This is a genomic window from Paraburkholderia elongata, from assembly GCF_013177735.1.
Classification (GTDB): domain Bacteria; phylum Pseudomonadota; class Gammaproteobacteria; order Burkholderiales; family Burkholderiaceae; genus Paraburkholderia; species Paraburkholderia elongata.
In genome coordinates, this window is sequence record NZ_WOEZ01000121.1 from 1 (window position 1) to 26661 (window position 26661).

Genomic DNA, 26661 nt, shown 5'->3' on the forward strand with positions numbered 1-26661 from the left:
CACTACAAGCGATTTTCGCCGTCCCCCGCGCACCACCACACAACAAATCAAGGACTTACGACTGCGGTCGGGTCAGAAAATGGCGAAAAACGGTGGCTTTCAGGCGCGAATAGCGAAAGTCGGGCTAGCGCCGTATCGCGGTGCGAAGGATGCGTGCGATAGAGTTGCGCGGCAAACTCATGCCGTTTAGCGGTGAAGAGGATGGCGCGCCGTTCGCCATTGCGCGACCGCGCGGCGATCGGGTAGGGAGACAACTTCACAGCCACACCAACGGATCGGCAAAGAACAAACAGGAACCGGTGGATGCGGTCGCTGCGGCGACCGGCGCCGAAATCCAGATCCCTGCAGCGAAGACCGTGAAATTCACGGCAGGTAAGGCGTTTAAGGATACTGTGAACGGAGCCTGACAGCGACCGACAGCCGCCGGTCGTTGACATGCCGCCGGCCGACCGTTGCGGCCACGTCGCCGCGGGAGGTCGGCGTGCCCCGCGTCAATGTGCCTGGGTATCCTCTCTATAAGCAACATGTTGTCGAGGCCGGCTATTTGCACCACAGCCGCCAGTTGCCAAGCGCATGGGTGCTTGGGACGACGGTGGCGGCCCGCGATGCATGCTGGAATCGGCCCACGATTTTCGACTGCGATCTGCGCCTACCACTTCGCGCCAAGTCGGAACTTGTGCAGCAATGGCTCCGTATACCCGCTAGGCTGCGACCGCCCTTCAAAAACCAGCGCCTTCGCCGCCTTGAACGCGAGCGATGTGTCCAGGTGACCGGTCATTGGCTGGTACTGCGGGTCGTCGGCGTTCTGCGCATCCACCACCTTCGCCATGCGCTTGAACGTTTCGTTTACCAGCGCTTCCGACACCACCCCGTGATGCAGCCAGTTTGCAATGTGCTGGCTCGAAATGCGCAGCGTCGCGCGGTCTTCCATCAGACCGATATCGTGAATATCCGGCACCTTCGAGCATCCGACGCCCTGATCGATCCAGCGAACCACGTAACCCAGAATCCCTTGCGCGTTGTTCTCGATTTCCTCGCGGATTTCCTCATCCGACCACTGCGCCTTTTCGACGACAGGAATCGTCAGCAGGCCATCGAGCAGTTCATCGCGTACGCTGTCGTAGCCGGTCTTTTCCAACTCTTGCTGCACGGCCTGAACGTCAACTTGATGGTAGTGCAGCGCGTGCAGCGTCGCGGCAGTCGGCGACGGCACCCAAGCCGTGTTCGCGCCCGCTTTCGGATGCGCGATCTTCTGTTCGAGCATCGCGTGCATCAGGTCGGGCATCGCCCACATGCCCTTGCCGATCTGCGCGCGTCCGCGCAATCCCGAGCTTAAGCCGGCCAGCACGTTATTACGCTCGTAAGCCGCGATCCACGCCGACGATTTCATATCACCCTTGCGCATCATCGGACCCGCTTCCATTGCGCTGTGCATCTCGTCTCCGGTGCGATCCAGGAAGCCCGTATTGATGAACGCAACGCGCGCCGATGCCGCCGCAATGCACGCCTGCAGGTTGACGCTCGTGCGGCGCTCCTCGTCCATGATGCCCATCTTGATGGTATGGCGCGGCAGCCCCAGCAGATCTTCGACGCGGCCGAACAGTTCATTGGAGAACGCGACTTCGGCCGGGCCGTGCATCTTCGGCTTGACGATGTATATCGATCCGGTCCGCGAATTGAGCTTGTTTTGCAGGTCGTGCATCGCGCCCAGCGATGTCATCACGGCATCCAGAATGCCTTCGGGAATCTCACGACCATCGCGATCGACGATCGCCGGATTCGTCATCAAATGCCCGACATTGCGGATGAACAGCAACGAGCGGCCATGCAGTTTCACGGTCGAGCCATCGGGCGCGGTGTATTTGCGATCGGCGTTCAGGCGGCGCGTGAAGGTCTTGCCGTTCTTCGTGACTTGCTCGGTCAGATCGCCTTTCGCGAGGCCGGTCCAGTTGCGGTAAAGCTGGACCTTTTCGGCGGCATCGACGGCGGCAACCGAGTCTTCGCAATCGATAATCGTCGAGACAGCCGCTTCCATTAGCACGTCTTTCACGCGTGCTGCGTCGGTCTTGCCGATGGCGTCCGTTGCGTCGATCTGGATCTCGAAGTGCAGGCCGTGATGCTTGAGCAGGACGGCGGAAGGGGAGCCTGCGTCGCCCTGATAGCCGATGAACTGCGCGGGAACCTTCAATGCCGACGAGCCGTTCTTGAGCGTGACGGCGAGCTTGCCGCATTCCACGCGATACGCGATGGCATCGACGTGCGAGCCGTTGGCGAGCGGCGCGGCTTCATCGAGGAATGCGCGGGCGCGCGCGATCACGCGTGCACCGCGGACCGGGTTGAAGTAAGCGGTGCGCTCCGCACCGTCGGTTTTGGGGATAGCGTCGGTGCCGTAGAGCGCGTCGTAAAGGCTGCCCCAGCGCGCATTCGCGGCGTTGAGCGCGTAGCGCTGGTTCGAGAGCGGCACGACGAGTTGCGGGCCGGCTTGCCCGGCGATTTCCGTGTCGACGTTCTGGGTCGTCGCCTTAACGGCTGCGCTCGCCGGCACGATATAGCCGATGCCCTCGAGAAATGCGCGGTATGCCTTCAGATCGCGCACCGGCCCCGGATTTGCGCGGTGCCACTGGTCCAGCTCCGTCTGCAGACGATCGCGTTCTGCGAGCAGCGCGCGGTTCTTCGGGGCGAGGTCGTGGACGAGGGCATCGAAGCTTTTCCAGAAGGCTTCGCTGTCGATGCCAGTCCCGCTCAACGCCTCATCGTCTACAAATTTGCTCAGAACAGCCGCGACACGCAGTCCGTTTCGCTCGATCATTTCACCCATCATGTGCTCCAACAGTTTCAAGTATCAATCAATCAGCCCGTTGAGGCTGTTTGCTGCGGTTCGGGCCACTTGCGAATCCTGATCCGGCTTGACACCGGACACGCCCACTGCGCCCACAACGTGCCCGTCGACCATGACGGGGACGCCGCCTTCCAGTGTGCCGGCCAGCGGTGCGCTCAGGAACGCGGTCCGGCCGCCGTTGATCATGTCTTCGTACTGCTTCGATTCACGTCGGCCGAGCGCTGAGGTACGCGCCTTTTCGGTCGCGATGTAAGCGCCTATCGGCGCACAGCCGTCGAGGCGGAGCAGGGCCAGCAGATGGCCCCCGTCATCCACGACCGCGATGGTTACTGCCCACTGGTTTTTCTCTGCTTCCGCGCGCGCAGCTTCGAGGATTCGGGTAGCTTCTACAACGGTCAATACGGGTTTGCTTCGCATGTCAGGGTTATCAAGTCTGTGTTTCGAAGTGAAGTGTCGCCACCGGCGCATGCCGGTGGCCGGGATACGTTTCGCGGCGAACCGGGTTATCCACCCAGCGCGCCCTGCGTGTTGACGTGCACCGCATAAATGGACTGCGACGACGCCATGAACAGCCGGTTACGTGCGCGTCCGCCAAAACACAAATTCGCGCAGCGCTCGGGCAGGGCGATCCGGCCAATCATCTTTCCTTGCGGCGAAATAACCATGACGCCATCGAGTTCGTCATTGCCCATGCCCCAGCCACACCACAAATTGCCGTCGATGTCCGCGCGCATTCCGTCGATCGTGCCTGCTCCCGCGTCGTAGAACATCCGGCCTCTACCGATTCCGCGACCGTCCGCGTCCATTTCATAAACGTGAATCATCCGGTTGGGCACACCGCGCGATTCGATGATGTAGAGCAGCTTCTCGTCGGGTGAAAAGCACAGGCCGTTCGGCCCCTTCAAGTCGCGAGTGACTACGGACGCTTCGCCCGTCACGCCGTCGATCCGATATACGGAGTGCGGAAGTTCCTGCTCCGCCTTGATTCCTTCGTAGTGCCCAGAAATGCCCATCGGCGGATCGGTGAACCAGATAGAGCCGTCCGATTTCACTACCAGATCGTTGGGGGAATTAAGCGGCTTGCCTTCAAAGGAATCGAGAAGGACGGTGATGCTGCCGTCGTACTCGGTGCGTGTGACGCGGCGGCCGTGCTCGCACGTAACGAGTCGCCCCTGCCTGTCGCGGGTGTTGCCGTTCGCGTAGTTGGAAGGTTTCCGGAACACGCTGACCACGCCCGTTTCCTCCTCCCATTTCAGCATCTGGTTGTTCGGAATGTCGCTCCAGAGCAGGTAGCGTCCATCGCCGAACCATACCGGACCTTCGGTCCACCGGTAGCCGGTAGCCAGCCGTTCGACAGCCGAAAAGGCCACGCGGTATTTATCGAAGGAAGGGTCTAGCGAAATCACCCGGGGGTCTGGGTATCGCTCAGCTTGTTGCCACATCTCAGTCTCCTGTTCGGGTACCGGCAATTCCGCCTATGCGGCGGCACGACCGGTAGTATAAAGGGAAATGAGTAAGCGCTTTCTCTTGAATTCGCAACTGAAGTGCCATAAGATGCTTGAAATTCTTGAGTTTCGAGCGGCGGCGCATCAACCGTAGCCGTTATGTAAGAAATCGATTACTCGTTTCATACCTTTTTTTGACCGCCCGGCGCAATTTTTTAGAAGGGCAATGCCTGATGACTGAGATGACGAGCAAGAACGTAACCGGGCCGGTGATTCGTTTGCATCCTGCTGACAATGTGGTGATCGCGCGCATCGACGTCGCAATCGGTACGCCGGTTCCATCGGAAGATTTTGTTTGCCGCAGCCAGGTTGCCGCAGGTTATAAGATCGCCGCGATGCCCATCAAAAAAGGCGAGCTGATTCGCAAATACAACGTGGTGATCGGTTTCGCCGCGACGGATATTGCGCCAGGCACGATGGTCCATAGCCATAACATTGAGTTCCGCGAATTCGACCGGGACTACGCATTTGGCGCGGACTACCGGCCCGTCGAGATGGTGCCCGAAGCCGAGCGCGCCACGTTTCGTGGCATCGTGCGGGACAACGGCGAGATAGCCACGCGCAACTACATCGGCGTGTTGTCGACAGTCAATTGCTCGGCCACGGTCGCACACAAGATCGCCGAATGGTTCACGCCCGAACGGCTGACGGACTACCCCAATGTAGATGGCGTGGTCGCGTTCACTCATTCGATCGGTTGCGGTATGGAGATGAGCGGCGAGCCGATGGCGCTGCTGCGCCGAACGATGGCGGGTTACGCGCGCCATCCCAATCTCGCCGCAGCGCTGATTGTCGGGCTGGGATGCGAGCGCAACCAACTGGCCGGACTGATGGATCAGGAAGGTCTGGAGGCTGGTTCGCGGCTGCACACGTTCGTCATGCAGGAGAGCGGCGGCACCCGCCGGACCATCGAGGCCGGCGTGGCTGCGGTAGAGGCGCTGCTACCCGACGCTAATCGCGTGAAGCGCACGACGGTTTCCGCAAGCCACCTGAAGATCGGTCTGCAATGCGGTGGCTCGGACGGCTTTTCGTCGATCACCGCAAATCCTTCGCTTGGCGCGGCGATGGACTTGCTGGTCCGTCATGGCGGCACGGCCATCCTCTCCGAAACACCCGAGATCTACGGCGTGGAACATACGCTCACGCGGCGTGCGGTCAGCCGCGAAGTCGGCGAGAAACTCGTTGAGCGGATCCGCTGGTGGAAAGACGAGTATTCGGTCGGTCGAGACGTTCAGATCAATGGCCAGGTCAGCCCTGGCAATCAGGTGGGCGGACTGGCGAATATCTTCGAAAAGTCGATTGGATCATCGATGAAAGGCGGCACCGGCCCGCTGATGGAGGTGTATCGATACGCCGAGCTGGTGAAGCAACCTGGACTCGTTTTCATGGACACGCCCGGCTTCGACCCCGTCTCCGCGACGGGTCAGATTGCAGGCGGCGCAAATCTTATTGCCTTCACCACAGGGCGCGGTTCGATGTTCGGCGCCAAGCCCGTGCCATCGCTGAAGCTCGCCACCAACACGCCGATGTACACCCGTCTGACTGAAGACATGGATCTGAACTGCGGCGGAATCCTGGATGGCATTGCGTCGGTCCAGAGCACGGGCCAGAAAATCTTTGACGCTATTCTTGCAGCCGCGTCGGGCGAGCGCACAAAAAGCGAAATGCTCGGGCTAGGTGACCACGAATTCGTGCCGTGGCAGATTGGCATCATGAGTTGAGTCCGCAGTGGCTCAGCGCATCGCGAGGGCGAACGGCCATTTACACCCATAAGTAAAACCGCCGCCCTGTAGCTAGTCGAACAAAATTAGCGGAGACAGCCCTTGAGTACCCAAACCCCGGCAATACAAATACCTGACAGCGCGGCAAGCAACTCGATCTACACGCGAGTGACCTGGCGCTTCATGCCCTTGCTGTTCGTCTGCTACGTGGTGGCCTATCTGGATCGGGTCAACGTAGGCTTCGCCAAGCTCCAGATGCTCGGCGATCTGAACTTCAGCGAGGCGATGTACGGCTTCGGCGCCGGTATCTTTTTCATCGGGTATTTCTTCTTCGAGGTCCCGAGCAACTTGCTGCTGCACCGGCTCGGCGCGCGCCGCTGGATCGCCCGGATCATGCTTACGTGGGCCGTGCTCTCGGCCGCGACCGCGTGGGTCACCACGCCCACGATGTTCTACGTATTGCGTTTCTTTCTGGGCGTGGCCGAAGCGGGCTTTTTCCCGGGGCTGGTGCTGTATCTCACCTACTGGTTTCCATCGCACCGGCGCGGCAAGATGATCGCTTTCCTGATGGCGGGCAATCCGGTGGCGGGCATTGTCGGCGGCCCGATATCGGGCTTCATCATGCAGCGCCTGGCGGGGAACGCGGGGCTTGCCGGCTGGCAGTGGCTGTTCATTCTGGAAGCCGTCCCCGCGCTGATCCTGGCAGCCGTCATTTTCTGGTTCCTCGACGACCGGGTGAAGGATGCAAAGTGGCTGCCGGTTCAGGACCGCGACTTCATTGCATCGGAAATCGATGCGGAAGCACGCACCAAAAGCCACGGTTCCGTGCGCGAGGTCTTCACGTCGCTCAAAGTCTGGACCTTGTGCGCGATTCTGTTCGGTATCGTGATGGGCTCTTATGCCGTTGGCTTCTGGCAGCCGACCATCATAAAGAGTTCGGGAATCACGGACGCCTTCACCATCGGGCTGCTCACTGTCGTGCCTTATCTGGCCGCATTGATTTTGATGATTGTGGTCGGCCGCCACGCGGACCGCACGCGTGAACGCCGCTGGCACGTCGTGCTGCCGCAATGCGTGGCGGCTGCGGGTTTCGTGATGTGCGCCTACGCGGGCAACAATACGTATATCGCGTTGCTTGGCCTGACGCTTGCCGCTTCGGGCGTGATTACGGCCTTACCCATGTTCTGGGCCTTGCCCACGTCCTTTCTCGGCGGCACCGGTGCCGCCGCCGGCATTGCATTGATCAATTCGACGGGCAATCTCGCAGGATTCGTAAGCCCTACGCTTGTCGGGTGGCTGAAGACGGTCACGCATTCACTTGATTCGAGCCTGTTCCTGATTGCGGGGTCGCTGATTGTCTCTGCATGTCTCATCTTGACGCAGCTTCCCGCCAGGCTTGTCAACAAGTAGTACTTCCAAGGCACTCGATAGAAGTGTCAGATAATAATATTCGGTATCCTTAATTATGTGGAATAGAGACAACATGAAGACTGGGAAGTATCGCTACGTTGTCGCCCTGCTGTTGTTTATTGCGGGCGCGATCAATTACATGGACCGCGCGGCGCTTGGAGTGGTCGCGCCTATCCTCAACAAGGAGCTGAGTCTTTCACCGTCGCAACTCGGCGTGGTGTTCAGCAGTTTTTTCTTCGGCTATTCCATCTTCGCATTCGTCGGTGGGCAACTCGCCGACAAGTACGGGCCGCGCCGGGTTTTCTCCTGGGCGATGGGAGCGTGGTCCATTCTCTGTGGGTTGACCGCCGCCGCGACTGGATTCGGCACGCTGCTGGTGTCCCGGGCGCTGTTCGGCTTCGGCGAAGGTCCGATGAATTCGACGACCAACCGGACCATCACCAACTGGTTTCCCCGGCATGAAACCGCGACCATGGTCGGCTTTACGTTTTCGGGCCAGACGGTAGGCAGTGCGATCGCTGGGCCGGTGGTCGGACTGATTGCCATTGCTTACGGCTGGCGCACGTCGTTTGTGATTATCGCGGCGCTCGGGCTGGTGTGGATTGTCGCCTGGCGCATGTTCGCGACCGACAAGCCGGCGCAAAGCGCGCGGGTTGGCGAGGCCGAACGCGAAATGGTCGAAGCGAGCCGTAGCGCGGCGCATCCGGCAGAAGGCGGCGACGAAAGCACGCCGCTGCGCAGCTACCTGTTTCGTCCGAGCACGCTCGCGCTTGGCGTCGGACTTTTCGCGGTGAACTACACGCTGTTCGTGTTCATCTCGTGGATGCCGAGCTATTTCACCAACGCGCTGCATCTGGACATGAAGCACATGAGCATTCTGAGCGCAGTGCCATGGGCATGCGGCGGGATCGGATACTTCGGCGGCGGCCTGCTCGCTGACGCGTGTTTCAAGCGCATGAGCAACAAGCTGCTGGCGCGCAAGATCTCGGCGATCGTGCCGCTCGCGCTGTCGGGTCTCGCCCTGCTGGGCGTCAGCATGGTCGATTCCGTGACGCCCGCCGTACTGCTTGTCGCGTTCGCCGTGCTGTTCCTGACGGCTTCGTCGCAAGCGTGCTGGGCCACCATGCACGAGCTTGTGCCAGGCAGGCATCTCGGGGGCGTAAGCGGCTTTGTTCACCTGATGAGCAACATTTCGGGCATCGTCGGTCCGACCATGATGGGTTTAGCGGTCCAGTACTTTGGCGGTTACAGCAGCGGCTTCATGCTCGGCGCGGCGGTCGATCTGGTCGGCGTGCTGGCAATGCTGCTGGTCATCGGCCGGCGCGCGGCAGCCGAAACAGCCGAAACAGCCGAGACGCATACGACCGCCACATAAGCGGTCCGTTCTGCCACGCAAGCCGTCAGGGCGGCGCAGGCGGGACGGTGCGCGCGGCCGCACGACCGGCCCCGTGAGCATCGTTATCTTTTTTGAGTCGATCTACTGCTATGAAACACGTCATCGTTGAACCTGAGCAAACCGATTATCAGACACGTTCGCGGATCGTTTCGGTGGAGGCGCGCACCATCCGCGTGCCGCTTGACCGCCACACTGCATTCTCGACCCGTCTCGTCACTGCCCGCGACTACACGGTCGTGCGCGTCACGACAGCCGATGACCATTACGGCATCGGCTTTTGCTACAGCGGCAACCGCGCCGGCATGCTGGTCACGTATGCCGTGCGCGAATTGTTTGCGCCGCTGTTGCGCGGGCGCTCCGCGCTCGATGTCGAAGGTTCGTGGTGCGCCATGTATGACGAGTCACTGCTGCAAGGGCGTGCCGGCTCGGTCATGCGGGCGCTGTCCATCATCGACATCGCCTTGTGGGACCGGAATGCACGTGCTGCGGGCCTGCCGTTGAGCCGCTATCTCGGCGGCACATGTAGTGCCACCGTGCCGGCCTACGCCAGCGGCGGTTACTACCTCGAAGGCAAGACGCCCGAGCGTCTCGGCGAGGAGATGGCGGGCTACGTGGCAATGGGGTTTCGCGCCGTGAAGATGAAAGTGGGGCGGCTTGATCCGCGCAGCGAGGAAGCGCGGATCAGGGCAGCACGAGAAGCGATCGGCGACGACGTGCTGCTGATGCTCGATGCCAACAACGCCTGGTCCGACGTTCCGACCGCGCTCGAATACATGCGCCGGTACGAGCCGTTCAACCCGTATTGGATAGAAGAGCCGTTCAGTCCGGACGACATCGAGAGCCATGCGCAACTGAGCCGGCGCACGCCGGTGACCGTTGCGACCGGTGAGATAGAAGCAGGGCGCTGGCGGCATCAGGAACTGCTCGACAAGCGCGCGGCCATAATCCTTCAGTCGGACGCGGCGGTATGCGGCGGGATCAGCGAATGGCGGCGGATTGCGGCGTCGGCCGCGGCCGTGGGTGTGACGATGTGCCCGCACTGGTTCCACGATCTGCATGTGCATCTGGTGGCGTCGACGACCAATGCGCGCTATGTCGAATTTTTTCCCGACGATCAGGTGCTGAATTTCCGTCGGCTAGTGGATACGCAACTGTCGTTCGCAGACGGCAAGCTGACCGTGCCGACTCGTCCTGGCCTGGGATTCGACTTCGATGAAGCCGCGTTGAAAGAATACGCGCTGGACGACTGGGCGTGAAGCCGAAGCAGTGAATAGCTAGACAAGACCGCTGGTTGCGCATGCAACCGGCGGGTGCTTCTTCACGGCATTAGGCAGGAACTTCGACTCCCGGCATCGAGAAGCCGATTTCGCGGAGTGCGGTGGCGAGCGCATCGCACTGCACTGGCGTCAGATCGACGAGAGGAGGCCGTACGACGCCCCAGTCGGAATCGTTCGAATACACGCCGATCGCTGCCTTGAGCGCAGGGATCATCGGGAACTTGGCGAACACCGCACGCGTGGCATCCAGTGCTGCCTGACGGGCATCGGCGTCGGTCGATTGCCAGTGACGATACAACTGCACAATAGCCGCCGGATTGACGTTTCCGGTTGCCGTGATGCAGCCGACGCCGCCCGCACGCATGGTGGCTAGCAGGAAGTTTTCGTTGCCGGCGAACACGTCGAAGCCATGCGGCTGGAAGCGCTCGAGCATCGCCTGCGTGTTGCTCCAGTCGCCCGAACTGTCCTTCACGCCGGCGATTACGCCCGGGAAAGCGGCTAACAGCCGCTCGATGAGCGCGAGGCTGAGCGGCACCTGGGACACGGGCGGGATGTGATACAGATAAATGCGCAGTGCGTCGGAACCCACGCGCTCGATGATCTGCGCATAGCTGCGGAACAAGCCGTCGTCGGTGACGCCCTTGTAGAAGAACGGCGGCAGCGTCAGCACATTGTTCACCCCCAGCGAAAGCGCATGGCGTGTCAGTTCGACTGTGTCGGTGAGTGCCGAGCAGCCGGTGCCCGGCATCAGGCGATCGACCGGAATGTCTGCGCCAACCAACGTTTCGAGCAGTTTCATTTTCTCGCTGACTGCGAGCGAATTCGCTTCCGAGTTGGTGCCGAAAACAGCGAGACCGACGTCCTGTTCGATAAGCCATCGGCAATGACGGACATAGCGGTCGTGATCGGGAAGAAGGTCTTTTGTGAACGGCGTGACCACGGGCGAGTAGACGCCGCGGGGCCGGTTGACTGAGGTCATCGCGTGTTCCTTTTGATTGAAGTGAGGGTGTTTCGCGCCATTCAGCCAGCGATCTGTTGCGCAGACGAGCGGGCCTGGAGCGCTTCGGGATTGACGCAGGTCGACGAGAGCTGGCCGTCGAGTGCGTCGATGAGATTGCGCACCGCGCGCATGGCCATGTTCTCGCGCGTCTGTTGCGTAGCGGAACCGATATGCGGCACCGCTACCACGTTCGGTAAGTGGAGCAGCGGCGAGTCCGGCGACACCGGTTCGCGTTCGAACACATCGAGACCGGCGCCGAGAATGCGGCCTTCACGGAGATGCGCGATGAGGGCGGCTTCGTCGACGACCTGTCCACGAGCACAGTTGATGAGAATGGCCGACGGCTTCATGGTCCCGAGCTCGGCGCTGCCGATCAGACGCTCGGTGGCGGGCGATAGCGGCACAAGCACGCAGACGAAATCCGCAGTCGCGAGCAGTTCGGGAAGTGACCGCCATTGCGCGCCGTAGCGCTCCTCCGCTTCGGGGTTGCGGGACCGATTGGAATAGATCACGTCCATGCCGAAGCCGAGGGCGGCGCGCTTGGCGACCGCGCTGCCAATGCGTCCAAGCCCGACGATTCCCAGCGTTTTGTGATGCACGTCGACACCGAATTGCGCCTCGCCGACAGTACGCGTCCACTGGCCGCGCCGCGTCCAGTCGGCGAGTTCGGAAATGCGCCGGGCGGTCGCGAGGATCAGGCTGAACACAAGGTCGGCGGTGGTTTCGGTGACTTCTTCCGGTGTATTCGTCAGAACGATGCCGCGGCGCGAGAGTTCGGGGACATCGAACGCATCGAAGCCGGCCGAAATGGTGGACGCGACCTCAAGCAAGGGCGCCGCATCAAGGATCTGAGGCGTTATCTTGAGATTGTTGCCGACCATTCCGTGAGCCGTGCCCAGGGCGCGCCTGAACGGCGCGAGGTCGCCGGAGGAAACGTCGACCAGCTCGACGGAACAGTGCTCACGAAGAAGCCCCAGCACGGCAGGAGGCAACGAACGATAGGCCACGACATGCTTCATGAAGACCTCGGCGGAATGCTGTTAGAGAGAGTTGATATGCGGCATCGACCGCAACAAAAAAGAATCGCTTGCGGAGAGACTATAAGTATCGGTAAGATTCCCGTCAAGATTATTGATAATCTCATCGAAGATCTAGGAGCGATAATGGGCGAGAAGAAAAGCGGCTTGCGGCAGGGCCTGACGAATTACGGCGATGAAGGTTTCTCGCTTTTTCTGCGCAAGGCGTTCATCAAGGGCGCAGGCTATACCGACGACGCGCTGTCGCGTCCCATCGTGGCCATCGCGAACACCGGCAGTGCCTACAACCCATGCCACGGCAACGCGCCGCAGTTGATCGAGGCGGTAAAACGCGGCGTGATGCTGGCTGGCGGGCTGCCTGTCGAATTCCCGACGATTTCGATCGCCGAGAGCTTTTCGCATCCGACCAGCATGTACCTGCGCAACCTGATGTCGATGGACACGGAGGAGATGATCCGGGCCCAGCCGATGGATGCGGTGGTGCTGATCGGTGGCTGCGACAAAACCGTCCCGGCCCAGTTGATGGGGGCGGCGGCGGCGGGCGTTCCCGCTATTCAGCTGGTGACGGGTGCCATGCTCACGGGCTCGCATCGCGGAGAACGGGTGGGGGCATGTACGGACTGCCGTCGTTTCTGGGCGAGTTTCCGCGGCGACCAGATCGACGAAGCCGAGATCGAAGCGGTCAACAATCAGCTCGTCGCAACGGTCGGGACCTGTTCGGTGATGGGAACGGCAAGCACGATGGCCTGCATTGCGGAGGCCTTGGGCATGATGCTGCCGCGTGGTGCGTCTGCGCCTGCCGTGACCGCGGATCGCATCCGCATTGCGGAGCGCACCGGCGCGCAGGCCGTGGCGATGATCGGGCGGGACCTGAGTCCGGCGGCCATCCTGACGCCCAAGGCGATCGAAAACGCGTTGCGGGTGCTGCTCGCAATCGGCGGCTCGACCAACGGCATCATTCACCTCACGGCAATTGCGGGCCGGCTCGGGATCCGCATCGACCTTGAGCAGCTCGACCGGATGGCGCGCGAGACGCCGGTCCTCGTCGATTTGAAACCGTCTGGACAGCACTACATGGAAGACCTGCATCGCGCCGGCGGCCTGACCACGGTCATGCGCGAGATGAAAGGCCTGTTGCATCTCGACGCGCTCACCGTGACCGGCCGTACGCTCGGCGAGGAGCTGGATCTCGCGCCTGCGAGCTTCCCGCAAGAAGTAGTCCGTCCGTTTGACCGTCCGATCTTTCCGCAAGGCGGTATCGCGGTGTTGCGTGGCAATCTCGCGCCGGGCGGCGCGATCATCAAGCAGTCAGCGGCAAGCGCCAGCCTGATGGAGCACGAAGGGCGGGCCGTCGTCTTCGAGGACGCGGAGGATCTGGCTCGCCGTATCGACGATCCGGAACTGGACGTGGAAGCGCACGACGTACTCGTGCTCAAGCGGATCGGACCGGTCGGTGCACCCGGGATGCCGGAAGCGGGCTACATTCCGATCCCGCGCAAGCTCGGCCGCCTGGGTGTGAAAGACATGGTGCGCATTTCGGATGGACGCATGAGCGGCACGGCGTCCGGTACAGTGGTCCTGCACGTCACACCCGAAGCGGCTATCGGCGGTCCGCTCGCGATCGTACAAACGGGCGACCGGATTCGCCTGAGCGTGACGGAACGGTCTATCGAACTTGCCCTCAGTGACGAGGAAATTGCAGCTCGTCTCGCCGCGTTGCCGGCGCGCCAGGTCGATCCCGACGAGCGTGGTTATCGCAAACTCTTCCTGACGACGATCACTCAGGCCGACGAGGGCTGCGACTTCGACTTTCTGCAAGCTACCCGGATCACCGCGACCGTTCCCGGCGACGGAAACAAGGGTTAAAGGTCATATTTTCGTATAGGCTCGCGGCTTAGATCATTTTGCGGACCCTTTTATGAGCAACGCTGCCAAGCCCAAACGCTCCGATGCACCCACTGCGAAGACGGTCGAACGCGACCGCAATATCGACGAGACGCTGCGCAGCGTCTCGGACGAACTCGAGGAACAGATCGTCCTGGGCGTTCTGCATCCGCGCGAGCGACTCGTGGAAGACGATCTGTGCGAGCGCTTCAACCTGAAGCGCCACGTCGCACGTCAGGTGCTGGCGGAGGTGGAGCGACGCGGGCTTGTGGAGCGCCGCAAGAATGTAGGCGCGCTGGTCAAGTCGTTTACACCGCGCGAGGTCACTGAACTGTATGCGCTACGCGAACTGCTAGAAGCAGACGCGGCGAAGCGCATCGTTTTTCCGGTCAGTAGCGAGGCGCTCGATGCGCTAACGGCAATTCAGGCAGAGCACGACGAAGCAGCCATCGCCGGCGATCTGAGGCGCGTGTTCCGCGCGAACATGGCCTTTCACCATGCGTTCTTTGCATTGTCGGAAAGCCAGGTTCTAACCGAGGCGATTCACGAGTATGAGCGCCGTACGCATGCCATCCGCTCGGTATCTATCGTGTTTCCTCAGTATTTGGAAAAGGCTCGCGCCGAGCATCACCAGATGATCGAGGCGCTCCGAACCGGCGACCGGGAATCGTTGATCAAGTTATGCCGGGAGCACCTGGTGCCATCGCGCGATGCGTATCTTGAAGCGCACCACCGCCGCTCGGTCGGCTATGCCGTACAGAAAGGCGAAACCGAATAACCGTATTTACCTGAATCACAGAGAGGGTATCAATGACTCGAGTACTGATTACCGGCGCAGCCGGTCACATTGGACGTGTGCTTCGCGCCGGTTTCCAGGGCCACTATGCACTGCGCCTCGCCGACATTGCGCCGCAGGCGGAGGCGCAGGCAGGCGAGGAAATCGTGACCGCGGACATCACGCGGCTCGAGGATCTTCTGCCGGCCATGGAGGGTGTCGACGTCGTCGTGCATCTCGCCGGCATTCCTGACGAGGCTCGCTGGGAGCGCATCCGTGATATGAACATCGAGGGCTGCTACAACGTGTTCGAAGCGGCGCGGCAAGCGGGCGTCAAGCGCGTGGTGTTCGCGAGTTCGAACCATGCAGTGGGTTTTCATCGTCGCGACCGGATGATCGACAACACCGTTGAGCCGCGCCCTGATAGCCGCTACGGCATCTCGAAGGTGTTCGGCGAGGCGCTTGGCCGGATGTACGCCGACAAGCATGGCATGTCGGTTGCGTGCATCCGGATTGGCTCGTTCCGCCCGGACGACCGGCCAACCGCACCGCGGCACCTCTTCACATGGATTAGCCATCGCGACATGGTGCAGGTGGCGCGCCGCTGCATCGACTATCCGGACTTCCACTTCGCGGTCGTGTATGGCGTATCCAATAACGCGCGCAATCGCTGGGACAACGCCAACGTGCGCTATCTCGGGTTCGTGCCGGAAGACGATGCCGAACTGCACGCGGCTGAGATCGAGGCAATGGGAAAGGCGGAAGATGCACGTGAAGCGCTGTTTCATGGCGGCTTCGGTTGCCTTGTCGAATTTGACGGTGATCCGCTCCGGATCGATTGAGTGCGGCGGTCCATCGTCGGGAGGGTTGCGTCGCGTTACAGTAGGCCGTCATGAATTAGCATCCTTCATGACCCTTCTGGGACAAGAAGCGGGTGGACGTTGAACATCTGCGTCCACGCTCGAGTCTCCCTGCGAAAAGTGCCCCTCGGTTCGCACCGGGCGCGCTTGTTCGCAGGGCAGATCTTGCGGCTACTTCCCGCGCTTCGTTCATCCGACCAGCGGACCAACCTCGAAACCGAAGTTCGCAACGCCATCCACTCCGCCTGCGACCTTGTCGCCTGGGCGTAGTGCGCCGACGCCAGCGGGTGTTCCGCTGAAAATCAGGTCTCCCGGCTTCACAGTGACGGCCTGAGAGACGTAACTGATGATGTCCGCGACAGGCCAAATCATCTCGCTGAGATCGCCTTGCTGACGGACTTCGCCATTCACGGACAACCATATCCGTCCGCTGGACGGATGCCCTAACTCCGACGCCGGCTTGATCTCGCTCACCGGCGCAGACGCGTCAAAGCCTTTCGCCCAGTCCCACGGGCGGCTCAGTTTCTTCGCCGTCGCCTGGAGATCCCGGCGTGTCAGATCGACTCCGACTCCATAGCCCCAGACAAAATCGAGTGCGTTTTCGGGGGCGATAGCCTTTCCTTCCTTGCCGACCGCAATGACGAGTTCAATCTCATGGTGCAAGTCGGAGGTAAGGGGAGGGTACGGAAGCACGCCGGTCGCTGGCACGACGGCATCGGCAGGCTTGGAAAAAAAGAACGGAGGATCTCGGTCCGGGTTGGCACCCATTTCGCGCGCATGCTCTGCGTAGTTGCGGCCGACACAGAACACGCGGCGCACGGGAAAGCGGCTCGTTGAACCGCTGACAGCAACGGAGGTGATCGTGGGTGGTGTCACTGAGTATTCGGTCATGGTAAGCCTCGCGAGTAGTATTGGCCTACCTACGATATCGCCCTGCGAATGCGCCGTGGAGGACAAATCCGCTGAACACCAGGACGATCTTACGGTGCTCCTTTGTGCGCGGTTGCGCCACCGTCTCGTTGACCCGCACTCCGGTGCATGTCGCGAAAGTCGCTCGGAGACTGACCGACTGACTGACGAAACCGCCTCGAAAAATAGGCTTCATCGCTATAGCCGACTAGAAACGCAATGTCCTTGATGCGCCGGTTGTCGTTTGCCAACAGATCCTTTGCACGTACGATGCGTCGCTCGGTCACCCACTCGACAAATGTCCGGCCCGTCTCTTTCTTGATCAGATGCGCAAGATAGTTCGGCGATAGAAACGCAGCAGCGGCGGCAGAGCTCAGAGATAGTGCGGCGCTCGCGAGATGTGCGTTGACATGACGGTCCACGCGAACCAGAGCTTCTCGTCGGCCGAGTCTTTGGACGTTACGCGAGGAAAGCCGAAGTAGCTGATCCGCGTGTCGCTGGCATACGATCCCGATAAGCTGAAGAAGGTATCCGCGCAAAAGAGCGGTCGAACCGAAGCGCCGCGTCTCATTGACCTCCAGCATGCGTGACAGAACCGCCTTGATTTCGGCGAGATCGGCGTCCTCCAGAATGAAGTCGATGTACTCCTGAAGCCTGAATGGGGCGAGTTCGGGCGCCTGCATGATCGACACATCCTCGAGGTCCAGGGGATCCGCGATTCCGTCCGTATTGGCGCGTAGAAACGCTTGCGTGAAGTTGATGACAATGAAGCGCGAATGCGCGGGGTGCGGTATCAGATGCAAGCGATGCGGCAGGATAAAGGCGACCGCACCCGCAGGAAAGGGCCGGCGTACTCCGCCAATATGCTGTTCGGTGTCTCCGCCGAGGTTGATCTGAATCTGAAAATATTCGTGCTTGTGCGGCTCTTCAATCGCGGGGCGCGAGGCCTGGTCGCGTATGTAGAAATCGAGGCGATCGCTTCGCTCGGGCATCGCATAGGTGCGTGATACCGCCACCGGTAAAGCCTTCTTCGCTAGCAAACCAATTTTCCTGAACACGGGGCTTCCGGTAGTGACACGCACTGAATCGAAGACATCGATTGCAGCTCGGCGAGCGAAAGCGCTATCGACGATTAAAGCCAGGGAAAGCGCGATTTTATTCGGCGCGTTGGCGGGGTGCTCGATTCCGCACGAGTGAAGGCCAGACCGGTGGCGAGTTTGGAGATGAAAGCAGAGAGGAAGTACATGAATGGAGGGGTCCGGTTCAAATATCTGGTTTGTGCGAGGAACGGCTTGCCGGTAAGTCACCTCATCGTGCATTAAGGAGGGCCTCACCAAACGGCGGATGCAGTGGTTTCCTTAAAGCCTGGTTCCGCAAAGTCGAATTGTCCTTTGCAGACGCGGTGAGCCAGTTCGACGCCGGCAATGACGATTGCAGCGTTGCTGAACCGTTTGAAGCCGAACATGACGTTCGTGCTGGATTTGCCGTTGCGATGGTGCTGCTCGATGACGCCTGCTGAGGCGCTTCCTCGCTGCCGTACGACATACTCTATCAGACCATAAGTCGTCATGTGAAGATGTACCGCTGTGAAGCGGTGGGCACAGGAAAATCATGAAGGCCAAACCAAGGGATGTTGCGGTCTCGCAACGTTTGCTCTGTAGCCTGTTTCCTGGCGAGGCGGCATCGAAAATGTACTTGGTCAAATCACGCAGATGCGGATAACGGCAATGGTTAGATACGAAATCCTCGTTTCAGCGATTTGGATACGCTATGGTCCTAATCATCACGGCAAGCGCAGTCGCCACGACGACAAGGAAGCCAAACATGTAGAAAAGCACGATGGTCATCATCCTCTGCTCCTCCTTCAGATATGCCGAAATTGCGGCGGCCACCAACGGCCGACAGAACGGGCCACGCTGCGCGCAGCAGGTCCACGGCCCAAGCCGCGAGACGAACGGTGAGCATCAATCGTCAAGAAACTGAATTTAAGTTCGCGTATTGACCAGAACGAACTGGTGATCAGCAAGACTGACTATGTCAGGCGCATCGCGCCAGCACATTGGCCCTGAGAACAAGATACAGGTCCGAGGCACACGAAACCATTCTACGAACGGTTCGAACGCCTGTGCAGGTGGATAGAAACCTCATACCCGCGTATATCTCGCACAATTGCTCGAAGCGATGAAATGTGTCCTTCGCAATGAAATTCACGGTGCGGGGAGCAGGCGCATGTTGATGGAGCAATCCATCATAAGACGATATGGAATACTATCTACAGCGCGGCCCGGCACGACGGCAGTCTTCTGACGAACTGGCAGCGCGCTATGGCCGACCCAGCGCAAAATTGAGCAATCGCTCGACAGTTGTGGCATCAACGGGCTTCGCGAGGAAAGGGAGTGCGCCTCTGGCCTGGATTTTGGCTTCAAGGGCAGCAGTCGGGAATCCCGTGATGAAAATGGTCGGGATTGTGTACCCGAGGGCCAGCAGGCGGTCGTGCATTTCGATTCCGGACAAGCCCGGCATCCGTATATCCGAAATCAGGCATGACGTTTCGCCGATTAACCCTGATCCCAGAAATTCTTCCGCCGATGCAAACACTCGTACCTGCCGCCCTAACGAACGAACCAGGCTCGCGGTCGCCAACCGGGCACCCTCATCGTCATCGACGATAGAAATAATTTGAGAAGACACAAGCGACAAGTCTCGACACACTAGAAGCGGAGCATGCCACACGGAATTGTGTGGCGTGCGATTCGAATTAATCGTAGCTTGGAACCCGCCGAATGGAAATGATACGAATGTATAAGCGGTTCACGAGCGTAGTGTCGATCCGGAAGCGCGCTGTTTCGCCTTCAAGACGCGCCCTCGCCAATTGAAGGCAGGCTAAGCTGGAACACGGCCCCGTGCCCGGCATTATTGGACGCCCACACCTGTCCTCCGTGGGCTTCGATGATCGAACGGCAGATTGACAATCCCATGCCCATTCCGTCGGCCTTCGTGGTGAAGAAAGCGTCGAACAGTCGATTTGCGTTTTCCGGATCGATACCCGGCCCAGAGTCCTGTACAGCGACCACCACGTGCCCATCGCTATCCCGATGGGACTCGATCAGTAGTTCACGTGGGTCGTCGCCGATGTCAGCCATCGCCTGGATACCGTTTATGACCAGATTGATGAGCACTTGCTGAAGCTGGACCCGATCGCCGAGCAACGGAGGCAACCCGGAGGCGAGCTCGAGGCGCAACGAAACACGATGATTTAAGACTTCGCGCCGAACCAGGGATACAACGTCATTGACCACATCGTTGAGTTCCAGTCGCGTCTTCCGCGGGGTAGCCTTCTTGGTGAGCGTGCGGATACGCCGGACAATTTCGCTCGCGCGCCTACCTTCGGCGATCATATGCTCCACGCAGGCCCGTACCTCTTCCGGCTGCGGCTTCCTGTGACCGAGCCATCGCAGGCAGGCTTCGCCACTGGTCACGATCGCACCGAGCGGCTGGCCTACTTCGTGGGCGATGGATGCACTCAGTTCCCCAAGAGTTGTTACGCGAGTTGCATGAGCCAGTTCCACCTGCAGCGCCTGCAACTGCTCCTCCGCTCGCGTGGCCGCGGTCCGCCGCGCTGCGAGTTCCGCCTCGGCCTCCTTCTGTTCGGTCAGGTCGAGTACGAACCCCACGCCGTGTTCCTGCGAACCTTCCACTAGCGCGCCGCCGAGCAGAACCGGGACGCGGCGGCCGTCCTTGCGGATATATTCCTTCTCATAGGACTGGCAACTCCCGCGCTGCCGGACTTCTTCGAGCGCCTGCTCATCGGCGGCGCGATACTCCGGTGGCGACATGGTGGCCCATTGAACCTGGCCTGACAGCAGATCTTCTCGCGAATAGCCTACGATCCGAAGAAACGCGTCGTTAGCGTCGTTGACGATACCCGCCATGTTCCAGAAGAACACTCCGATGATGTTCGACTCGACGAGTCGCCGGATGCGTGCTTCCCGCTCGCGCAGTTCCTCCTCCGCGAGCTTGCGTTCGCTGTTCTCCCGCTGCAGATCCGCATAGAGCAGCGCGTTCTCCAGCGAGATCGCCGCCTGGGAGGCCAGTAGTTCCAGCACGGACACACGTTCGGGCGTGAACGCATGCGTGGCCAGGTTGTTCTCCAGATACAACAGGCCGATCAACGCAGAGCGCCGCATGATCGGCATGCACAACACTGACTTCGGTTGCCGGCGGGCGAAGTAGTCATCTGCCGCAAAGGGATTCGATTGCATTGCATCCGTCAGCAATACCCGCTCCTGGCAGCGCCGCACGTAGTTGGTGATGGACGCGGGCAGCACCGATTCGCGTATGGACGATTCCGGCAACGCCCGTGCGGGCAGCGCCCGGCCCAGATGCCGCCGTACCTGGATCGTCTGCTGGTCGACGCTCGCTTCGGCCGCGAGGACCAGGCTCTCGTTGCGTGCGAGCAGCAAATGGCAGGTCTGCGCCCCGGCATTTTCAAGCAGGATGTGCATCAGCGTGTCGACGAGATCCTCGAGCACGATCTGGCCAGAGATGGCCTGTGAGGCCTTGGTGACCGACAGCAGATCCAGTTGTTCAACTTTGCCGAACGCAGTGGTCGCCGATAAAGCCGGTTCTTCGCGCAGTTGCGGGGCGCGCGCGTCGATCTGCCTGACCTTGCCGTCGGCGCCCCAGCGCGCAAAGCAGTCACGCGCCTTTCGCATATATGTGTCGGCAATTGTCTCGAATCCACGCGTTCGGTAGAACGCCGATGCGCGCTCATAAGCGATTGCCTCGTTCTGGACGAAGTGGTGCTCGCGTGCCGATCGAATGGCCTGTTCGTAAAGCCGCATGGCGTCGGAGTCGTGCCCCTCGAGTCGGGCAATCTCCGCGGCTATCAGCGCGGCGCGGTTCGTGAAATTCTCGGGGCAATTGTTCGCCCACGTCTGGAGTTGCTTATAGTGAGCGGACAGCGCGTCCAGATGCCTGGGTCGTTCGTCAGCCGGTACCGAATCGCAGTGCGCTGCGCGCGCCAGTGCGTCATAGTAATGATATTCCGCCACCTCGAAACAGAATGGCGATGTCCACAGCAACAGTTCAGCATTCGATGCCGCCGCGATGGCGCAAGCGTAGTCACCCGCATGGAAACGCGCTTGCAACTTGCGGATCCAATACCAGCAAGCGACAAGTGCCAGCCCCGGATCTGCGCCCAAATGCTGCTCGAACCGGTCTTCGTCGAATGCAGCATCGTTGAAGGAGCCGAAATCGGGCGTCAGACCGCGGAGTGCCTTGATCAGCCTGAGTTGCGCAGTCATGACGTCGGCGACGAATTCGAACCGCATTTTGCATGCGAGCTCGAGGCCGATTTCGGCTTCTCGCTGCACATCGCCGAGCGGATCTCCGGCGCCTAGAAGATTGGTGATCAGGTTGTTGCCGCAATAGCCCGAGAACGTGAGGTCGCCGGTTTGGTTGGCCGTGTCAAAAGCGAGCCGCAGTGGGGCGCGACCCGAACGTATGTGCGTCGTCCAGGGAACGATGAAGGCGCCAAAGCACGCGTAGACGCGGGCTTTGAAGCGATCCATCCCGTGCTTCTCGACGAGATCGACGCCGAGCTTGCCAAACCGGAACCCGGTCCGGTAATCGCCGAATTGCGGCCCGAGCGTCATGCCGAGCATGACATAGGCGAATCCCGATCCGTCGGTGTTTCCATGCTCGAGGCTCAGATTCGCCATGCGGCTGGCGATAAGACAATACAGGTTCATGTCGGTGGCATGGGCTGGCGGCTGGACGGCTGTTAGCACGTCCAGGGTGGCGCGGCAGACGGGATCGGTCATCAAAGGCAAATCGAGAAGCTGCTCGATCGAGCGGTCGCCCATCCGTTGCCACAATTGCTCGTACTCCTGTTGCACCTCCTCCTTCCGCGGGTGCGCCGACCACGTGACCCCGACGGCACGGAGATATTCGAGGCTCACTTCAACGGCACGGTCGGCTTGTCCCGCGTTCATATAAAGTGCCATGCGCAGGCATGCGACGGCGGCCTTATCGATGAGGTTCGCGGCGCGGTGTGAAAGCATCGACAGTCGTTGTTCCGCCGTCGTCAGGTAGCCGGTCAGGAATTCGCATTCGGCACGCTGAAAACCGAGCGAGAACGTGAGCGCATCGTGCCGGTTCGTATCATCCTCTGCCGCTAGTGCGTGGCCGGCAGTGAAGTAGGCCAGTGCCGATGCGTAAGCCGTCGCTGCCTTGGCACGCATGCCAGCGGTGAGATTAAGTTCAGCTACGCGCTCACGCTCCTCCTGTGCCGTGATCAGCGCGGCGCCCCGGTTGAACTGGTTCGCCACATCGAACAGATGCTCGGCGAGCTCGTCGGCCGTCATGCTCGAGAGGAGCACGCGACCGATGCGCAGGTGTACTTCACTGCGGCGTCCTTCGGGAATCAGTGAATAAGCCGCTTGCTGGATCCGGTCGTGCAGGAACTTACCGCTGCCGTGGGTGCGCAAGATCAAATTTTCGCGCACCGCAGGCGCAAGGTGTTGCTCAACCTCGGCTTGGCCGCTGACCAGCGCGAGAATCCGCAGGTCGAACTTGTTGCCGAGGCAAGCGGCCAACTGCAGCGCTTCCTGTGCCGTGATCGGCAGTTGCCGTAACTTGCCCAGCATCAGATCGACGACGTTGTCGGCAAAGTCTTTCGCTTTGATCTGTTCCAGGTCCCATCGCCATGCCTGGATCTTTGCATCACGCCGTAGCAACCCCTCCTTGTGCAACGCATCCAGGAACTGGATAAAGAAAAACGGGTTGCTCTCGGTGCGTTCGCAGATGAGCTGTGTGAGCGGCTCGCAGGACGCGGGTGGCGCATGCAGCGTGTCGACCACCAACTGGTTCAGATGCGTGGCGGATAAGGGCGCGAGCTGAATGTCGACCACCGGCGTGCCGCTGTGATGGATCGCATAGAGGCTCTTCATAAGTGGATGCGCCCCGCTCACTTCGTTGTCGCGATAGGCGCCGATCAGCAGCAGATAACAGGTGTCTGGGTGGGTGAGCAGGTGCTCGACGAGCGCCAGGCTGGCTGGGTCGATCCACTGCAGGTCGTCCAGGAAGAGGACCAGCGGGTGTGCCTTGCTCGTGAACACTGTCACGAATTGCCGGAAGACCAGGCGGAACCGGTTTTGAGCCTCCGTTGGCGGCAGCGCCGGAACCGGAGCTTGCGTGCCGATGATCAACTCGACTTTGGGCAGCACATCGAGGATGAGCTGGCCATTGACCCCGACCGCAGCCTGCAGTTGTTGCCGCCAGCCGGCGATGCGTGCTGCACTTTCGGCCAGCAATTGCTGCACCAACTCGCCAAACGCTTGCGTAAGGGTGGCATAGGGAATGTCTCGCTGGTACTGATCGAACTTGCCCGAAATGAAGTAGCCGCGCTTCGCGATAATCGGCTTGTGCAAGGCGTCGACCAGCGCCGACTTGCCGATGCCCGAGTACCCGAAAACGGTCGCAAGCGCCGCCCGGCCGGTGGCCGCCACGAGTTCGAATACACCGAGGAGCATATTCGACTCCTGATCGCGTCCGTACAGTCTGTGTGGAATCTGGAAGCGATCCGATAGATCGTCCGTGCCGAGCAGGAACGGCTCGATCCGGCCGGAGGCGCGCCATTGCGCCAGACAGCGGTCAAGATCGGATTGCACTCCACGCATGCTTTGGTAACGATCCTCCGGTAGTTTGGCCAGTAGTTTCATCACGATGTCCGACACCGGTTGCGGCACCGCGGGCGTGATGTCGCACGGCGGCGGCGGCATACGGGCGATATGGCAATGCGCCCATTCCAGCGGATCGCTCGCCTGGAACGGCAACTGACCGGTCAGCATGCGATAGAGCACCACGCCCATCGAATAGCAATCGGTCCGGTAATCTACCGGACGATTCATGCGGCCGGTTTGCTCGGGGGACATGTACGCCCACTCGCCCACGGATACGACAACGTCCTCTGGCGAGACGGTGTGTTCCTGGGTCGTCGCGAGGCTGAAATCCACCAGCAGAACATTGCCAGTTTCTGGCGCGACCAGAATATTGGCCGGCCGCAAATCTCGATGGATGACGTGAGCGGTATCGATGCCCGCCAATGCATCGGCCAGGTGATGGGCGATAACCAGGCAACCAGCCAGGTCCGGGCGTGGGCCGCAGCCCAAAACGGTCTCGAGCGACTCGCCTGAGAAGTCTTCCAGGACCAACGCCAGGCGTCCGCGCTCATCGATCAGGGCAAGCGGTTTGGCAATGCCCGCGACTTTCAACGTTCGAAGGAGCAGGTATTCGCGCTTAAGACGAGCGGATTGAGCTGCGCCGGCGTGTTCAGGAAGGAGCTTCAGAAGCACCGGCATCCCATCCGTCAGGCGGCGTGCACGGTAGAGGTCTGATCCCGTTGTCATGTAGACCCGATCAATGGTCTGACAATTCGCGATAATCATTGTCCCCCCTGACTGCCGGCGACCCGGCCGGACACCTACACGTTGCATCCCGCTGTTGAATGGGGCGCAGGCCCGCATGACGTTGGCCTTAGCCAATGTGATCACTTCGTGACCCGCAACGATTTAACAACTAGTTTACTCGGTCGCCAATGAGGCGCAGGAGCATTGACAAGTTGATGAGCGTAAGACCAGACGCCATTAGGGGGCGACAATCGTTCAGAAAGCGATCAATGGATTCTGGGTGAGTTCGGTGAATCCGCGCGAGGCAACGAACCCTTGCTGCAAGCTGTTTGGGATGCAGTGACGCGCGCAACAGTGGGGCGTAAAATGGGTGCATACCAGCGGGGTGCGACTGCATTCCGGCTTCGCGAGGTGTCCAGATGACTACTAGACCGACCCGCCGAATGACGGATGAACCCGAAGCAACCGACGGTTCCGTCATCTACGTTGTCGATGACGACGAGGGAATCCGGCGAGCCCTTGACTTGCTTATGCGCTCCGTAGGTTTGCGTGTCGAAACGTTCGAGTCCCCGGACGAATTTCTCCGGTTTCCTCACTCCGCGGGACCGAGCTGTCTCATCCTGGACGTGCGACTCCGCGGGAAAAGTGGCATGGCTTTTCACCAGGAAATCGTCAATAGCGGCATGCGTATTCCCGTCGTATTCATGACCGGTCATGGAGACATCGAGATGGGGGTGAAGGCAATGAAGGCTGGTGCGCTCGATTTCTTTGCGAAGCCATTCAAAGACCAGGACATGCTCGACGCAGTTGCTCAGGCCTTGGCGCGAGACAGCGAGCGGCTCGCGGCAGAAGCCGCGTTAGCCGGTCTGCGCGCTTCGTACCGGTCCCTTTCGCCGCGCGAGAAAGAGGTGATGGGCTTTGTCTTGTCCGGTCTGCTGAACAAGCAGATTGCCTCTGAGATGAACCTGAGCGAGATCACGGTCAAGGTCCACCGTGGACAGGTCATGCGAAAAATGAACGCGCGCTCGATGCCGGACCTCGTCCGCAAGGCCGAATCGCTTGGTGTCAAGCCCTGTCTGCCCGGCGGCCGTCATTGCTGAGCGCCATCGTACGAGAGCGCTTCTGCAGAGCGTCCGATCACTAGCGCTGAGCGGTCATCAAGGCTGTATCGGCGTTCGTCTCTAAATGGCCGGTCTCGTTGCTTGCGTTTGACGCTCCGCAAGGAATTCGTTTTACGGGGCAAGCTTATTGAAGTCTCCTCGCCGCGCTTATACGTCCGTATAAGTGGGTTACGCTAATGCGGCATCGGCATATCCAACCGTAGAGTAGACGCGCCCTTCGGCTAAACCTAATCTTCTCTCATCGCGACACGCTCGCTGTTATTGCAGCGCAAAGCTCGCGGTTCGACCCGACGACCACATGGCGAGTTTGGACGGTCGCCCGACCGGTTCCCTTCTTAACGTCTCCAAGGAATCATCGTGTCACATGTTCTGCATAGCTGGATCCATATCGGAAGCAACGCATATGACGAGTACACGTTCGTGCCGTGGCTTGGCAGGATCATTTATCGCCGTACGGTCGACTTCTCCACCATATGCATCCAGTAGCCGCAAGTCGGGAGTTGTTCGATCTCTACC

Annotated in this window: 19 protein-coding genes; 10 read left to right on the forward strand and 9 right to left on the reverse strand. The window is 60.4% G+C overall.

Annotated elements, in window-relative coordinates; all coding sequences use genetic code 11:
* Window positions 1-149 precede the first annotated feature (149 nt).
* Window positions 150-407 (forward strand): HU family DNA-binding protein, encoded by a 258-nt coding sequence (locus tag GNZ13_RS52580; protein ID WP_236002137.1) that lies wholly within the window; start codon window positions 150-152, stop codon window positions 405-407.
* Window positions 408-649: 242 nt separating this feature from the next.
* On the opposite strand, the gene GNZ13_RS22585 is transcribed toward GNZ13_RS52580, so the two are convergent.
* From GNZ13_RS22585 to GNZ13_RS22595, 3 genes are all read right to left on the reverse strand, one after another.
* Entirely contained in the window at window positions 650-2818 is a 2169-nt protein-coding gene (locus GNZ13_RS22585; protein WP_172168252.1) for a malate synthase G, read from the reverse strand.
* Between the two features lie 24 nt (window positions 2819-2842).
* Complete coding sequence (locus GNZ13_RS22590) at window positions 2843-3256, reverse strand: heme-binding protein (RefSeq protein WP_172168212.1); 414 nt, start codon at window positions 3254-3256, stop codon at window positions 2843-2845.
* Window positions 3257-3342: 86 nt separating this feature from the next.
* Window positions 3343-4281 (reverse strand): SMP-30/gluconolactonase/LRE family protein, encoded by a 939-nt coding sequence (locus GNZ13_RS22595; protein ID WP_172168214.1) that lies wholly within the window; start codon window positions 4279-4281, stop codon window positions 3343-3345.
* Window positions 4282-4517: 236 nt separating this feature from the next.
* Between GNZ13_RS22595 and GNZ13_RS22600 the strand changes: the two genes are divergently transcribed.
* From GNZ13_RS22600 to GNZ13_RS22615, 4 genes are all read left to right on the forward strand, one after another.
* Window positions 4518-6065, forward strand: coding sequence for a UxaA family hydrolase (locus GNZ13_RS22600; protein ID WP_172168216.1), 1548 nt, complete (start codon window positions 4518-4520; stop codon window positions 6063-6065).
* A 102-nt stretch (window positions 6066-6167) separates the two neighbouring features.
* Window positions 6168-7475 (forward strand): MFS transporter, encoded by a 1308-nt coding sequence (locus GNZ13_RS22605; protein WP_236002138.1) that lies wholly within the window; start codon window positions 6168-6170, stop codon window positions 7473-7475.
* A 73-nt stretch (window positions 7476-7548) separates the two neighbouring features.
* The gene (locus GNZ13_RS22610) at window positions 7549-8850 is read left to right on the forward strand and encodes an MFS transporter (protein ID WP_172168218.1); all 1302 of its coding nucleotides are present in this window, start codon (window positions 7549-7551) and stop codon (window positions 8848-8850) included.
* Between the two features lie 110 nt (window positions 8851-8960).
* The gene (locus GNZ13_RS22615) at window positions 8961-10127 is read left to right on the forward strand and encodes a mandelate racemase/muconate lactonizing enzyme family protein (protein ID WP_172168220.1); all 1167 of its coding nucleotides are present in this window, start codon (window positions 8961-8963) and stop codon (window positions 10125-10127) included.
* A gap of 70 nt (window positions 10128-10197) precedes the next feature.
* Here GNZ13_RS22615 and GNZ13_RS22620 read toward each other — a convergent pair whose 3' ends face one another.
* Both GNZ13_RS22620 and GNZ13_RS22625 read right to left on the reverse strand, forming a co-directional pair.
* Window positions 10198-11127, reverse strand: a complete 930-nt coding sequence (locus tag GNZ13_RS22620) for a dihydrodipicolinate synthase family protein (RefSeq protein ID WP_172168222.1) — start codon at window positions 11125-11127, stop codon at window positions 10198-10200.
* A 41-nt stretch (window positions 11128-11168) separates the two neighbouring features.
* Window positions 11169-12167: a 2-hydroxyacid dehydrogenase gene (locus GNZ13_RS22625; RefSeq protein ID WP_172168224.1), complete on the reverse strand. Its 999-nt coding sequence runs from the start codon at window positions 12165-12167 to the stop codon at window positions 11169-11171.
* Window positions 12168-12311: 144 nt separating this feature from the next.
* Between GNZ13_RS22625 and GNZ13_RS22630 the strand changes: the two genes are divergently transcribed.
* From GNZ13_RS22630 to GNZ13_RS22640, 3 genes are read left to right on the forward strand one after another with little or no spacing between them, the layout of a single operon-like run.
* Window positions 12312-14051 (forward strand): IlvD/Edd family dehydratase, encoded by a 1740-nt coding sequence (locus GNZ13_RS22630; protein WP_172168226.1) that lies wholly within the window; start codon window positions 12312-12314, stop codon window positions 14049-14051.
* A 52-nt stretch (window positions 14052-14103) separates the two neighbouring features.
* Window positions 14104-14847 carry a GntR family transcriptional regulator gene (locus GNZ13_RS22635; RefSeq protein WP_172168228.1) on the forward strand — a complete coding sequence of 248 codons (744 nt, stop codon included), beginning with the start codon at window positions 14104-14106 and terminating at the stop codon, window positions 14845-14847.
* Window positions 14848-14879: 32 nt separating this feature from the next.
* On the forward strand, window positions 14880-15686 hold the full coding sequence (locus tag GNZ13_RS22640) for an NAD-dependent epimerase/dehydratase family protein (RefSeq protein WP_172168230.1): 807 nt from the start codon (window positions 14880-14882) through the stop codon (window positions 15684-15686).
* 207 nt (window positions 15687-15893) lie between these two features.
* Here the strand turns inward: GNZ13_RS22640 and GNZ13_RS22645 are convergent, their stop codons facing one another.
* Both GNZ13_RS22645 and GNZ13_RS22650 read right to left on the reverse strand, forming a co-directional pair.
* Entirely contained in the window at window positions 15894-16595 is a 702-nt protein-coding gene (locus GNZ13_RS22645; RefSeq protein WP_172168232.1) for a fumarylacetoacetate hydrolase family protein, read from the reverse strand.
* A gap of 89 nt (window positions 16596-16684) precedes the next feature.
* Complete coding sequence (locus GNZ13_RS22650; RefSeq protein WP_172168256.1) at window positions 16685-17605, reverse strand: AraC family transcriptional regulator; 921 nt, start codon at window positions 17603-17605, stop codon at window positions 16685-16687.
* A 107-nt stretch (window positions 17606-17712) separates the two neighbouring features.
* Here GNZ13_RS22650 and GNZ13_RS22655 point away from each other — a divergent pair, with 107 nt between their 5' ends.
* The gene (locus GNZ13_RS22655) at window positions 17713-18132 is read left to right on the forward strand and encodes a hypothetical protein (RefSeq protein ID WP_172168234.1); all 420 of its coding nucleotides are present in this window, start codon (window positions 17713-17715) and stop codon (window positions 18130-18132) included.
* 803 nt (window positions 18133-18935) lie between these two features.
* Here the strand turns inward: GNZ13_RS22655 and GNZ13_RS22660 are convergent.
* Entirely contained in the window at window positions 18936-19304 is a 369-nt protein-coding gene (locus GNZ13_RS22660; protein WP_172168236.1) for a response regulator transcription factor, read from the reverse strand.
* A 161-nt stretch (window positions 19305-19465) separates the two neighbouring features.
* Window positions 19466-25063 carry a trifunctional serine/threonine-protein kinase/ATP-binding protein/sensor histidine kinase gene (locus GNZ13_RS22665; protein ID WP_216674979.1) on the reverse strand — a complete coding sequence of 1866 codons (5598 nt, stop codon included), beginning with the start codon at window positions 25061-25063 and terminating at the stop codon, window positions 19466-19468.
* A 380-nt stretch (window positions 25064-25443) separates the two neighbouring features.
* On the opposite strand from GNZ13_RS22665, the gene GNZ13_RS22670 reads away from it, so the two are divergent.
* Window positions 25444-26124: a response regulator transcription factor gene (locus GNZ13_RS22670; RefSeq protein WP_407945654.1), complete on the forward strand. Its 681-nt coding sequence runs from the start codon at window positions 25444-25446 to the stop codon at window positions 26122-26124.
* Window positions 26125-26661: the final 537 nt, after the last annotated feature.

What these genes read in the sequence shown, in the direction of transcription:
- GNZ13_RS52580 (WP_236002137.1), top strand. Translation starts at nt 150, where the DNA reads ATGCGTGCGATAGAGTTGCGCGGCAAACTCATGCCGTTTAGCGGTGAA.
- GNZ13_RS22585 (WP_172168252.1), bottom strand. Translation starts at nt 2,818, where the DNA reads ATGGGTGAAATGATCGAGCGAAACGGACTGCGTGTCGCGGCTGTTCTG.
- GNZ13_RS22590 (WP_172168212.1), bottom strand. Translation starts at nt 3,256, where the DNA reads ATGCGAAGCAAACCCGTATTGACCGTTGTAGAAGCTACCCGAATCCTC.
- GNZ13_RS22595 (WP_172168214.1), bottom strand. Translation starts at nt 4,281, where the DNA reads ATGTGGCAACAAGCTGAGCGATACCCAGACCCCCGGGTGATTTCGCTA.
- GNZ13_RS22600 (WP_172168216.1), top strand. Translation starts at nt 4,518, where the DNA reads ATGACTGAGATGACGAGCAAGAACGTAACCGGGCCGGTGATTCGTTTG.
- GNZ13_RS22610 (WP_172168218.1), top strand. Translation starts at nt 7,549, where the DNA reads ATGAAGACTGGGAAGTATCGCTACGTTGTCGCCCTGCTGTTGTTTATT.
- GNZ13_RS22615 (WP_172168220.1), top strand. Translation starts at nt 8,961, where the DNA reads ATGAAACACGTCATCGTTGAACCTGAGCAAACCGATTATCAGACACGT.
- GNZ13_RS22620 (WP_172168222.1), bottom strand. Translation starts at nt 11,127, where the DNA reads ATGACCTCAGTCAACCGGCCCCGCGGCGTCTACTCGCCCGTGGTCACG.
- GNZ13_RS22625 (WP_172168224.1), bottom strand. Translation starts at nt 12,167, where the DNA reads ATGAAGCATGTCGTGGCCTATCGTTCGTTGCCTCCTGCCGTGCTGGGG.
- GNZ13_RS22630 (WP_172168226.1), top strand. Translation starts at nt 12,312, where the DNA reads ATGGGCGAGAAGAAAAGCGGCTTGCGGCAGGGCCTGACGAATTACGGC.
- GNZ13_RS22635 (WP_172168228.1), top strand. Translation starts at nt 14,104, where the DNA reads ATGAGCAACGCTGCCAAGCCCAAACGCTCCGATGCACCCACTGCGAAG.
- GNZ13_RS22640 (WP_172168230.1), top strand. Translation starts at nt 14,880, where the DNA reads ATGACTCGAGTACTGATTACCGGCGCAGCCGGTCACATTGGACGTGTG.
- GNZ13_RS22645 (WP_172168232.1), bottom strand. Translation starts at nt 16,595, where the DNA reads ATGACCGAATACTCAGTGACACCACCCACGATCACCTCCGTTGCTGTC.
- GNZ13_RS22650 (WP_172168256.1), bottom strand. Translation starts at nt 17,605, where the DNA reads ATGCCCGAGCGAAGCGATCGCCTCGATTTCTACATACGCGACCAGGCC.
- GNZ13_RS22665 (WP_216674979.1), bottom strand. Translation starts at nt 25,063, where the DNA reads ATGATTATCGCGAATTGTCAGACCATTGATCGGGTCTACATGACAACG.
- GNZ13_RS22670 (WP_407945654.1), top strand. Translation starts at nt 25,444, where the DNA reads ATGACTACTAGACCGACCCGCCGAATGACGGATGAACCCGAAGCAACC.